This window comes from Streptomyces endophyticus (assembly GCF_035798155.1).
GTDB lineage: Bacteria > Actinomycetota > Actinomycetes > Streptomycetales > Streptomycetaceae > Streptomyces > Streptomyces endophyticus.
Genome location: NZ_JAOZYC010000026.1, coordinates 1 through 11731, shown reverse-complemented (window position 1 = coordinate 11731; position 11731 = coordinate 1). Strand labels below are relative to the sequence as shown.

Below are 11731 nucleotides of genomic sequence, written 5' to 3'. Positions count from 1 at the left end.
GAGCGGGCGCCGGACGGGGCGAAAGATTGGGGCTCTGCCCCATACCCCGCTCCTCAATCGCCGGAGGGGCTTAATTGGCCCAACCACCGCCAGGACTCGGTGGGTTGGCGCATCACGACCCCGTCACGATCACCCGGTTTACAGCACTGGCACCCTTGCCGGTTCTCCCTGGCCGGGCGTAGACCAGTGCGCACGGGACAGCGCTCAGTACGTACGTTCAGCGTTCAGGACGAGAACGGGGCAGTGATGGGCAGCACTCGCAGCACTCTTGGTATACGCACCCGCAGGACCCACACCTTCCGCACGGCCCTCGTGGGCATCGCCATCGGTTCCCTCGCGCTCACGCTCACCGCCTGTGGAGGCGATGACGACAACGGCAAGGGCGGCGGAGACGGCGGCAAGTCGCCCGCGTCCTCGCTCAAGCTGCCGAAGCTGAACGGCAAGTCGTTGGAGATCGCCGCCGTGTGGACCGGCGACGAACAGAAGAACTTCAAGCAGGTGCTCACGGAGTTCGAGAAGCGGACGGGCGCGAAGGTCACCTTCGTCCCCGCCCAGGACCCGATCATCAACTTCCTCGGTTCGAAGGTGGCCGGCGGCGCCCCGCCGGACATCGCGATGCTGCCGCAGCCCGGCGCCATCAAACAGGCCGTCGACAAGAAGTGGGCCAAGCCGCTGGGCAAGGACGCCCAGGCGCAGCTCACCAAGAACTACGCCAAGGGCTGGCAGGACCTCGGCAAGGTCGGCGGGCAGCAGTACGGCGCGTACTACAAGGCGGCCAACAAGTCCCTGGTCTGGTACAACACCAAGGTCTTCGAGAACGCGGCCGCCAAGGAGCCGAAGACCTGGAAGGAACTGCTCGCCACCTCGCAGGCGATCTACGACTCCGGTGTCACGCCGTTCTCCGTCGGCGGCGCCGACGGCTGGCCGCTGACCGACTGGTTCGAGAACATCTACCTCTCGCAGTCGGGCCCGGAGAAGTACGACCAGCTCGCCAAGCACGAGATCAAGTGGACCGATCCGTCCGTGAAGGACGCGCTCACCACGCTCGCCCAGCTGTGGGGCAAGAAGGACTTCCTCGCAGGCGGCAACAAGGGGGCCGTGCAGACCGAGTTCACGAAGTCGGTCGAGCAGACCTTCACCGGCGGCGAGCAGCCCAAGGGCGCCATGGTCTACGAGGGCGACTTCGCGCAGGTGAACATCCAGCAGACGAAGGCGAAGGTCGGCACGGACGCGAAGGTGTTCCCGTTCCCCGCGGTCGGCTCCGGCGACAAGCCGGTGGTCAGTGGCGGTGACGCCGCGGTGATCCTGAAGGACTCCGAGGCGGCGCAGGCCCTGGTGACGTGGCTGGCCTCGCCGGAGGCGGCGACCATCCAGGCCAAGCTGGGCGGTTATCTGTCCCCCAACAAGAACGTGGACCTCGCCTCGTATCCGAACGCGGTGCAGCGCGAGATCGCCAAGGCGCTGGTGGGCGCCGGCGACGACTTCCGCTTCGACATGTCGGACCAGATGCCGCAGGCCTTCGGCGGTACGCCCGGCAAGGGCGAGTGGAAGGCGCTTCAGGACTTCCTGATGAACCCCAAGGACATCGCGGGCACCCAGAAGACCCTGGAGGCCGAAGCGGCCAAGGCGTTCAAGGACTGACGCGGCGATGACATCCGCCACCGGCGGCGGCACCCCGGATCCCGGGGCGGCCGCCGCGACGTCACCACGCAACCGTAAGAGCGTCACCGGCACCCGTAAGTCCGTCGCCGGGCTCTTCCTGCTGCCCGCGCTGATCCTGCTCGGCGCCCTGGTCGTGTATCCGATCGGGTACTCGGTCATCCGCAGCTTCTTCAACGCCTCGGGCGGCTCGTTCATCGGGTTCGACAACTACGAGACGCTGTTCACGCGCGAGGACACCAAGGCCGCGATCAACAACAACATCTGGTGGGTGGTGCTCGCCCCCACGGTCGCCACGGCGCTCGGCCTGATCTTCGCCGTGCTCACCGAGCGGATCCGCTGGGCCACCGCGTTCAAGCTGGTCGTCTTCATGCCGATGGCCATCTCGATGCTGGCCGCCGGCATCATCTTCCGGCTCGTCTACGACCAGGACCCGGAGAAGGGCGCGGTGAACGCGGTCATGACGGGGGTGCACGACACGTTCGCCGAGTCCTCCGCGTTCCCGAAGGCGCATCCACGTCCGAACGGCGCGCTCGCCGGGAAGAGCGGCGGCCCGTTCCTCACCAAGGAACCAGTGCGGGCCGGAACTCCCGTGCTGCTCCCGCTCGTTGGCGTGGCCGCCGACCAGATGCCCAAGGACGCCAAGCCCGCGAAGGCGCCCGCCGCCGGGAAGGCCGGGGTCACCGGCACGGTCTGGCAGGACTTCACCCTCGGCAAGGGCGCGGGCGGCCTCAACAAGATCGACGCGACCGAGGACGGCTACCTCGGCATGCGCGTCGAGGCCGTCAAGGACGGCAAGGTCGTCGCCTCCGCGACAGCCGCCGCCGACGGCACCTTCGCGCTTCCGGCCGAGGCTGACGGCTCCCAACTCCGGCTCCCCGCCGCGAACTTCAAGGAGCCCTACAACGGCGCCGACTGGCTCGGCGACAAGAAGTTCTTCACGGTCCACCTCGGCGGATTCGATCTGTACCTCAACATCGTGACGACCTCGATCATGGTCGCGTACGTGTGGATGTGGGCCGGGTTCGCGATGGTGCTCATCGGGGCGGGCCTGGCCGGCATCCCCCGCGAACTCCTGGAGGCCGCCCGCGTCGACGGCGCCTCCGAGTGGCAGGTGTTCCGCCGGGTCACGGTGCCGCTCCTGGCGCCCGTGCTCGCGGTCGTCCTCGTCACGCTGATGATCAACGTACTGAAGATCTTCGACCTGATCTTCATCATCGCGCCGGGAGCCTCGCAGGACGACGCCAACGTGCTGGCCCTGCAGCTGTACCGATCGGCGTTCAGCGAGGACAACGAGGGCCTGGCCAGCGCGATCGCCGTGCTGCTCCTGCTGCTCGTGATCCCGGTGATGTGGTTCAACATGCGGCGGCTGCGGCGGGAGACAAGGCGATGAGCACTCTCGACGAGACCGTCAAGGCACCGCGCTCGCTCGCGCGCCGGATCGGCGACCGGCTCAGCGGCGGGTTCGTGCAGTTCGTGCTGCTGCTGATCGGCGCGCTGTGGCTGGTGCCCACGATCGGCCTGCTGTTCTCCTCGCTGCGCTCCCCCGAGGACATGGCGGACAGCGGCTGGTGGACGGTGTTCAGCAAGCCGGCGCAGCTGACGTTCGAGAGCTACAGCAGCCTCCTGGAGAACTCGGACATCACGCGTTCCCTGGTCAACACGGCGCTGATCACGGTGCCCGCGACGCTGCTCGTGATCGTGATCGGCTCGCTGGCCGGCTACGCGTTCGCGTGGATGGAGTTCCCGGGCCGCGACTGGTGGTTCCTGATCGTGGTCGGGCTGCTCGTGGTTCCCGTACAGGTCGCGCTGGTGCCGATCGCCCGGCTCTTCGGCGACATCGGCATCTTCGGCTCGATCTTCGGCGTGATCCTCTTCCATGTCGGGTTCGGGCTGCCGTTCGCGGTGTTCCTCCTGCGGAACTTCTTCGCGGAGATCCCGCGTGAACTCCTGGAAGCGGCGCGCCTGGACGGCTCGGGCGAACTGCGGCTGTTCCTGCGGGTCGTGATGCCGCTCGGCGCTCCCGCGATCGCCTCGCTCGGCATCTTCCAGTTCCTGTGGGTGTGGAACGACATGCTGGTCGCGCTGATCTTCACGGACACCGACAGCCAGCCGATCACGGTCGCGCTGCAGACCCAGGTGCGGCAGTTCGGCAACAACGTCGATGTGCTCGGTCCCGGCGCGTTCATCTCGATGGTGGTCCCGCTGGCCGTGTTCTTCGCGTTCCAACGCCAGTTCGTGTCCGGCGTGATGGCGGGCGCCGTCAAGTAACGCGTCAAGTAACGCGCCATATGACGCGGAAGGATAGGAACAAGACACACAACCGGGATTTATCGCGCGAGAAGGCCTCTCGTTCCCTCCCGGCCACTGCGCGGACACCCCGTGCGCCTAACCAGAGCTGATGGCCTCCCGGGGCCGGCCGGCCAGCGCGTCGCCCGCCGGCCCCGCACCCACGTCATCCGTACTGGAGCTGACATGCAGCACGAGTCCCACACCGCGCCCGCCGAGCTGCCGCGCCCGGCCGCGCTCGACGACGTCAAAGGCTGGTTCCACAACATCGACCAGGTGCTCTTTGACTGGTTCCTGAGCCGGCAGCGCGCGCTCGGCCAGGGCGGGGATCTCCTCGAACTCGGCGTCTACCTGGGCAAGAGCGCCATCTTCATGGGGCAGTACCTGGAGGAGAAGGAGACCTTCACGGTCTGCGACCTGTTCGACTCGCCCGCCGACGACATGGCGAACGACAAGGAGATGAACAAGTCCTACAGCACCCTCACGCGAACCGCCTTCGAGGCCAACTACCAGGCTTTCCATGAGGAGTTGCCCGAGGTGGTGCAGGGCCCCTCCCACGTGATCACGTCCCTGGTCGCCCCCGACAGCTGCCGCTTCGTGCACGTCGACGCCTCGCATCTGTACGAGCACGTGCACGGCGACATCGAGGCGTCCCGCGAACTCCTCGGCGAGGACGGCATCGTCGTGCTCGACGACTTCCGCGCCGAGCACTGCCCGGGTGTCGCGGCCGCGACGTGGGGCGCCGTCGCCACGACAGGGCTGAAGCCGCTGTGCATCACGGCGACCAAGTTCTACGGGACGTGGGGCTCGTTCGAGCCGGTGCGCACCGAGCTGGGCGCGATGCTCGCGGGGCGCGACGACTTCTGGCACGGCGCGGAGGAGGTCGCCGGGCACTCGATGATCCGCATCGACGGCCGGAAGGCGAAGCGCCCGGCCCAGCCGGTGTCGCGCCACGAGCCGACCGCGTCGGCCGTGCCCACGCAGGCACCGCGCTCGAAGAGTCTGCTGCGCTCACTGCTGGGTCGCTGACGCCCCAGGGCCCTTCTGAAGGGTCCTGGCCCCCGCCTTTCGTGGACCGCGGCCCTCACCCGCACGGCCCATGAAAGGCGGGGCGGACCGCGTCGACGGGGCACACAGACCCCATGCCGTACATGACGACCACCGCATTCGTCCGAGGAGCGGCGCGCGGCGCGACGGCGCTGCGCGGCGGCCGGTTCTGGCGCCCGACCCCGTTCTTCGTCTTCGGCGGCCTGTTCTGGCTGCTGCTGACGCTCGCGTACTGGTGGGTGCCCATGGCCTACGACTACGGGCTGCACGCGGCGATGATCGAACGCCTGAAGGTGAGCCTGCTGCACCCGCGCCACCCGCTGGTCGACCTGCCGGGCGCGGGCAGCCCGTATCTCTTGTCCCCGTACGCGATGGTGGAGGGCGCCTTCGCACGGGCGACGGGCCTGACGGGCTGGGAGGTCATGAAGCTCGCGGGCCCCGCCAACCTGCTGGTCCTGCTGACGGGCCTGAACCGCTTCGTGCGCACGCTCACGACCCGTCAATGGGCCCCGGTTCTGGCCCTGTTGACGCTGACGCTCCTGTGGGGAACGAGCTCGGACTGGCGGACCGAACCGCTCGCGCTGCGCTCCCTGACGATCGACCTCGGCTACCCGTCGACGTTCGCGATCGGGCTCGCCTTCTGGGTGTGGGCGGGCGCGTGGCGGCTGCGGCGGGAGGGCGCGCGCTGGGCCGTGGCGGGGGTCGCGGTGGTGGGCCTGGTAGGGCTGTGGCCGGAATCGGACCCCGCGTCGCCGCACTTCCCGTGGCTCGCGCTGATCGGCCTCCCGCCCTTGTGGCTGCGCCGGCGACGCGACCCCAAGGACCCGCTCGCGCTCCTGTGCGCGGCGGGCATCGCGGCCCTCGCGTACGCAGCGCTGATCCACCCCTCCGCGTACGGCGCGGCCACGCTCCTCACGGTGGTGCCGCTCCAGCTCGCCCTGGCGATCGCCCTCGCGGCGCCCCGCCCGTGGCCACGGAAACGCCGGGCGCTCGGCGCGCTCGCGGCGACGGGCGCGGCACTCGGCTTCCTGGCCACGGCCCTCGACCCGCCGCCGAGCTGGCCCGCGTACACCTGGGCGGCGCAGCACATTCCGCCCGGCGACACGGTCATCACCAGCGGCTACCGCCCGATCCGCGCGCTGCCGGGCTACGGGCCGACGCTGGTCGCACCCGCCCGCCCCGACCCGGTCGTCGACAGGGCCGACCTGGACCGGCGCCGGGCGGCGGTGCGCGCCTACCTCTCCCCCACGTCCACCCGCGCCGAACGACAGGCCGTCACCGACCGCTACCGCGTCCACTGGCTGCTGCTCGACCGGGGCGAGCGGCTGCCGCCGGAGGCGGTCCTGGTGGCGTGGAGCCCCCGGACGGGCGAGGTGCTCGCGCGGGTCAACGGGGGTACGTCCCGGCCCGGTTGAGGACTACTCGACTGAGACCTACTCGACTGAGACCTATTCGACGACGAGCTGCACGTCGATGTTGCCGCGCGTCGCGTTCGAGTACGGGCACACCTGGTGCGCCTGCTCGACCAGCTTGCGGCCGGTCTCGGCGTCGACCGATTCGGGCAGCTCGACGCGGAGCACGACGGCGAGCCCGAAGCCCTCGCCCTGCTTGCCGATGGAGACCTCGGCGGTGACGGCGGCGTCGGCGACGTCCACCTTGGCGCCGCGGCCGACGAGCCCGAGCGCGCTGCCGAAGCAGGCCGCGTAACCGGCGGCGAAGAGCTGCTCCGGGTTGGAGCCCTGGCCGTTCCCGCCCATCTCGGTGGGCACGCCGAGCTGGAGATCGATCACGCCGTCCGAGGAGACGGCACGCCCGTCGCGGCCGTGGGTGGCGGTGGCGACGGCGGTGTAGATGGCTTCCATGGGAAGGACCTGCCTCTCGGTTCCGTGAATCTCTTCGTGACTCTCTTCGCGAGCCTCTTCGTGAGCCTCCGCGTACCCCTAAATAGAGCACACAATTCAATTGTGCACAACTCAATCGCGCGACGGTACCCTGGCTTCATGGCCAGTACCGACGAATACCTCCGGCTCGACCGACAGATCTGCTTCGCGCTCAACTCCGCGTCGCGCGCCTTCGGCGGCGTCTACCGGACGCTGCTCAAGGACCTGGGCCTCACCTACCCCCAGTACCTGGTCATGCTGGTGCTCTGGGAGGCCACGGAGGACGAGGGACCGCTCCCGGTCAAGCGCCTCGGCGAACGCCTCCGCCTCGACTCCGGCACCCTCTCCCCGCTCCTCAAGCGCCTGGAGGCGAACGGCCTGGTGCGCCGCGAGCGCAGCGCCGCGGACGAACGCTCGGTGACGGTCACCCTCACGGACTCCGGCGCGACTCTGAAGGACCGTGCGGCCGGGATCCCGCGCCGGATCGCCGCGGCAACGGGCTTCGACCTGGAGGAGATCGAATCCCTGAGGACACGCCTTGAGCACCTGACGACCGCACTGGACGAGTGGGAGAAATCAAGCCCCGCCGGCGATTGAGGCGCGGGGTCCGGGGCGGAGCCCCGTGACGTGGCCCCCGCCGCGGCGGCGAGACACCCCCGGACCCGGCCACCCGAACCCTCCGCCCGAGCTGCGCCGCCTCCCCCGCAAGCCCCACCCCCACGGCGATCGCCAAGGTCACCGCCGCCGCATGCACAAGCCCCCCGACCCCCACCGTGGTCCGCCCGGAGGCAAGCGCGGCCAACGCCACGTACAACGCGCTGCCCGGCAGCAACGGGGCGATACCAGGAACGACGAGCGGCAGCACGGTCTCACGCCGCCGCCGGGCCACGGCGTGCGCGGCGCACCCGACACCGGCCGCCACCACCGCCGTACCGACGAGCGAGGGAAGCCCGAGGACGGCGAACTCGGCCGCCACCACGAACCCGCCGAGCCCGAGCAGCGCGGCCGGCAGCCAGTCACGCCGCGGCGTCCGCGCCCGCGCCGCCACGGCCACCGAGAACACGGCGGCGCCCACCGCGGGCGCCCCCAGATACTCGGCCCGCTCGGCCGTCGGCACGACCGGCGCCTCGAACCCGAAGAGCCGCCCCACACCGAGCACGGCCACCACACCCGCGACCACCGCGGCGAACACCAGCATCGCGTCGAAGAGCCGCCCGAGCGCGGTCAGATAGTGCCCGGTGAGCGCGTCCTGCACGGCGCTGACGAAGGTGACGGTCGGCAGCAGCCCCAGCACCCCGGCGACCACGACGGACTGCACGGTCGCCGGCGGCGCGCTGTGGCTGATCGCGACGGCGAGCACGGCGGTCGGCATCGCGGCGACGGCCGACCGGTAGAACGCGGGCACGCCGTTGCGCCCCAACCAGCCGCTCAGCAGCGCCCCGAGCAGCCCGGCGAGAAACGCGCACACCGAGGTCAGCGCGCCACCACCGAACGCGATGCCACCACCGGCCGCCACGAACCCGGTCTGCACCGGCACCCTCCAGCGCGCCCACCGCCCCCGCTCCGCAGGCGCGTCGAGTATCCGCGCGGTCGCGGCCCGCGCCTCGTCGAGCCCCAGCTGGCGGGCGCTGATCCGCTCGACGAGAGCGTGAATGCGCCCCAGGACACGGAAGTCGGTGGCGTGCTTACGGATCACCCGGTTCGCGTGCAGCGGCGTGAGCTCACCGGGCGCGTGCGCGGACAGCGACACGGAGGCGAGCGTGACGCCCGGCTCGCAGTAGCTGAGCCCGTACGTCTCGGCGACGACCAGCATCCCGGCGACCGCCTCCTCGGCGGAGGCCCCGTACGACAGGAGCGCCTCACCGAGCCGCGTCGCGAGCTCGGCGACGCGGGCGCCGTAGGCCTCCATGTCGGCCCGCCCGTCGTCGTGCAACAGCTCGCCGCCGTACCCGTAACTCCTGATCGGCTCGATGCCGCGCAGCCGGGGCAGCGCTTTGGTCAGCCAGGGGTCGGTGCGGTCGAAAGTGGCGGCGGGGCGGATCCTCGAAGGCATACAAATGGAGCGTAACGGACATCACACTTAAACGACTTAAGAGTTTCGTGCCGCCACGGCGCAGCCGCGAGGGACTGTGACGCAGGACCACGAATCGGTCGTGGTCCTGCGTCACAGTCCTCGTGACCTCCGCGTCCGCGGATCCTCAGAGCGCCTTCAGGGCCGCGGCCGTCGCCGCCGCCAAGCGCTTCAGGTGGTCCTTCGGGAGCTTGGGGGTGCGGACCACCAGCGTGCGCCAGTACAGGGGGCCCGAGATCAGGTCGAGTGCGAGTTCCTCGTCCAGGCCCGCGCGGAGCTCTCCGCGCTCCGCCGCCGCTCGTACGATGCCGCTCGCCACGCCGTGCTGGCCCTCGCGCAGCGCCTTCTGAAGGGCCTCGGCGATCTCCGGGTTGCGGGCCGCCTCCGCCTGGAGGTCGGGGATGATCTGGCCGGCCACGGGGTGGCGCAGCGCGCGTGAGGTGACCTCGTAGAGGAGGCGGAGGTCGGCCTCCAGGGAGCCCGTGTCCGGGGCGGGCAGGCCCTGCACGGCGATCGCCGAGACCAGGTCGAGGACCAGGTGGAGCTTGGACTTCCAGCGGCGGTAGACCGCCGTCTTGCCGACGCCCGCGCGGCGCGCGATGCCCTCGATGGACATGCGGGCGTAGCCGACCGAGGCCAGTTCCTCGAAGACGGCCGCGCGGATGGCCTCCGTCACGTCCTCGCGCAGGACGGCCGCGCCGGCGGGGGCCCTGCGGCGCGTCGGCTTGGGGGAGTCGGCGTTGGTCGTCATATGGCAAAGCATAGGCGCGCGACGACGAAACGGTTGCGTTCCGACGTCGATCCGCCCTACTCTCACGTCACGACGATACGGACCCGTCCCGACGTGAACGGCAGATGAACAGCCGGAACCGACGGCCGGAGCCGAACCCCCCGACCGAAAGCAGCGGATGTGAGCCAGGTCCTGGACGCGCCTCTCCCGCAGGAGGCACCGCGGTCCACCCCTGAGGATCCGGCGGCCCTCGCCGCCCGGTACGGGCTGAGCGTCAGCGGCGCGCGGCCCTCGCTGCCCGCGTATGTACGCCAGCTGTGGCAGCGCAGGCACTTCATCGTGTCCTTCTCGACCGCCAAGCTCACCGCCCAGTACAGCCGGGCGAAGCTCGGGCAGGTCTGGCAGGTGCTGACGCCGCTGCTGAACGCGGCGGTGTACTACCTCATCTTCGGCAAGCTCATGGGCACCAGCCGGGGCGTGCCTGACTACATCCCGTTCCTGGTCACGGGCGTGTTCGTGTGGACGTTCACGCAGTCGTCGGTGATGGCGGGGACGAGGGCGATCTCCGGGAACCTCGGGCTCGTGCGGGCCCTGCACTTCCCGCGGGCCTCGCTCCCGGTCTCGTTCTGCCTGCAGCAGCTCCAGCAGCTGCTGTTCTCGATGTGCGCGCTCGTGGTCATCCTGCTGGCGACGGGCGTGCCGCCGGCGGCGTCCTGGGTGCTCGTGGTGCCCGCTCTCACGCTTCAGTTCGTGTTCAACACCGGGCTCGCGCTGATCATGGCGCGGCTCGGTTCGAAGACCCCCGACCTCGCGCAGCTGATGCCGTTCCTGCTGCGGACATGGATGTACGCGTCAGGTGTGATGTGGAGCCTCACCCGGCTGACGGAGGGGCGGGACATCCCGTCGTTCGTACGGATGCTGCTCCAGGCCAATCCGGCCGCCGTCTACATCGATCTGATGCGCTTCGCGCTCATCGACAGTTTCACCGCAGGTCAACTGCCGCCGCACATCTGGGCGTTGGCGGCCGGCTGGGCGCTGCTCGCCGGGGTCGGCGGGTTCATCTACTTCTGGAAGGCCGAGGAGACGTACGGACGTGGCTGACACTCTTTCCGAAACGAACGGCGAACAGGTTCCCACCGTCATCGCCGACGGCGTCGACATCGTCTACCGCGTCAACGGGACCGGCGCGGGCCGTGGCGCCGCGACCGCCGCCCTCAGCCGCATCCTCGGCGGCCGGAAGAAGACCGAGAAGCGGGCCGGTGTGCGGACCGTGCATGCCGTGAAGGGTGTCTCGTTCACCGCGTACCGCGGCGAGGCGATCGGGCTCATCGGGACCAACGGGTCCGGGAAGTCCACCCTGTTGAAGGCCGTCGCCGGGCTGCTGCCGACCGAGAACGGGCACATCTACACCGACGGGCAGCCCTCGCTGCTCGGCGTGAACGCGGCCCTCATGAACGACCTCACCGGCGAGCGCAACGTGCGGCTCGGCGGGCTCGCGATGGGCATGAGCCCGGAGCAGGTGCGGGAGCGTTACGACGAGATCGTCGACTTCTCCGGGATCAACGAGAAGGGCGACTTCGTGACGTTGCCGATGCGGACCTATTCGTCCGGCATGGCCGCCCGGCTGCGGTTCTCCATCGCCGTCGCGAAGGAACATGACGTGCTGTTGATCGATGAGGCGCTGGCCACCGGGGACCGGGCCTTCCAGAAGCGGTCCGAGCAGCGCATCAAGGAGCTGCGGAAGCGCGCGGGCACCGTCTTCCTCGTCAGCCACAGCAACAAGTCCATCCGCGACACCTGCGACCGGGTGCTGTGGCTGGAGCGCGGCGAGCTGCGGATGGACGGGCCGACCGAGGACGTCCTCAAGGAGTACGAGGCGTTCACCAACGCCACGGCCACCGCCAAGCCCAAGCCGAAGGCCAATCCGAAAGCCGAGCCGAAGACTCCCGTCGCCGCGTAGCGGCACGGAAAACGGGGGCGCCCCGACATGAAGCGCACCTTCCGCGTGCCGCTGTCGCCGGTCCTGCCGGTCATCGGTTTCGCGCTCTGCGTGTG

At 70.0% G+C, this 11731-nt stretch carries 10 protein-coding genes and 1 pseudogene; 8 read left to right on the top strand and 3 right to left on the bottom strand.

Annotation, left to right across the window (positions count from 1 at the left end; all coding sequences use genetic code 11):
- The first annotated feature begins 246 nt into the window (after window positions 1–246).
- The 5 genes from OKJ99_RS05745 (at window position 247) to OKJ99_RS05725 (ending at window position 6410) form a co-directional block, all read left to right on the top strand.
- A complete protein-coding gene (locus tag OKJ99_RS05745) occupies window positions 247–1641 on the top strand; it encodes an ABC transporter substrate-binding protein (RefSeq protein WP_326014655.1) in 1395 nt (464 codons plus the stop codon).
- 7 nt (window positions 1642–1648) lie between these two features.
- Window positions 1649–3052 carry a carbohydrate ABC transporter permease gene (locus tag OKJ99_RS05740; protein ID WP_326014654.1) on the top strand — a complete coding sequence of 468 codons (1404 nt, stop codon included), beginning with the start codon at window positions 1649–1651 and terminating at the stop codon, window positions 3050–3052.
- Window positions 3049–3930 (top strand): carbohydrate ABC transporter permease, encoded by an 882-nt coding sequence (locus OKJ99_RS05735; protein WP_326014653.1) that lies wholly within the window; start codon window positions 3049–3051, stop codon window positions 3928–3930. The genes OKJ99_RS05740 and OKJ99_RS05735 overlap by 4 nt, the downstream gene beginning before the upstream one ends.
- A gap of 204 nt (window positions 3931–4134) precedes the next feature.
- The gene (locus tag OKJ99_RS05730) at window positions 4135–4977 is read left to right on the top strand and encodes a class I SAM-dependent methyltransferase (protein WP_326014652.1); all 843 of its coding nucleotides are present in this window, start codon (window positions 4135–4137) and stop codon (window positions 4975–4977) included.
- A gap of 122 nt (window positions 4978–5099) precedes the next feature.
- Window positions 5100–6410, top strand: a complete 1311-nt coding sequence (locus tag OKJ99_RS05725; RefSeq protein ID WP_326014651.1) for a hypothetical protein — start codon at window positions 5100–5102, stop codon at window positions 6408–6410.
- Between the two features lie 33 nt (window positions 6411–6443).
- On the opposite strand, the gene OKJ99_RS05720 is transcribed toward OKJ99_RS05725, so the two are convergent.
- The gene (locus tag OKJ99_RS05720; RefSeq protein WP_326014650.1) at window positions 6444–6857 is read right to left on the bottom strand and encodes an organic hydroperoxide resistance protein; all 414 of its coding nucleotides are present in this window, start codon (window positions 6855–6857) and stop codon (window positions 6444–6446) included.
- Window positions 6858–6995: 138 nt separating this feature from the next.
- Between OKJ99_RS05720 and OKJ99_RS05715 the strand changes: the two genes are divergently transcribed.
- The gene (locus OKJ99_RS05715) at window positions 6996–7472 is read left to right on the top strand and encodes a MarR family winged helix-turn-helix transcriptional regulator (protein WP_326014649.1); all 477 of its coding nucleotides are present in this window, start codon (window positions 6996–6998) and stop codon (window positions 7470–7472) included.
- A 118-nt stretch (window positions 7473–7590) separates the two neighbouring features.
- Here OKJ99_RS05715 and OKJ99_RS05710 read toward each other — a convergent pair.
- Window positions 7591–8784: pseudogene (locus tag OKJ99_RS05710) on the bottom strand (threonine/serine ThrE exporter family protein); the annotation flags it as partial.
- 289 nt (window positions 8785–9073) lie between these two features.
- The gene (locus OKJ99_RS05705) at window positions 9074–9709 is read right to left on the bottom strand and encodes a TetR/AcrR family transcriptional regulator (protein WP_407700648.1); all 636 of its coding nucleotides are present in this window, start codon (window positions 9707–9709) and stop codon (window positions 9074–9076) included.
- A 147-nt stretch (window positions 9710–9856) separates the two neighbouring features.
- On the opposite strand from OKJ99_RS05705, the gene OKJ99_RS05700 reads away from it, so the two are divergent.
- On the top strand, window positions 9857–10777 hold the full coding sequence (locus OKJ99_RS05700) for an ABC transporter permease (protein WP_326014647.1): 921 nt from the start codon (window positions 9857–9859) through the stop codon (window positions 10775–10777).
- Window positions 10770–11636, top strand: a complete 867-nt coding sequence (locus OKJ99_RS05695; protein WP_326014646.1) for an ABC transporter ATP-binding protein — start codon at window positions 10770–10772, stop codon at window positions 11634–11636. Before OKJ99_RS05700 ends, OKJ99_RS05695 begins: the two co-directional genes overlap by 8 nt.
- The last annotated feature ends 95 nt before the right edge of the window (window positions 11637–11731 follow it).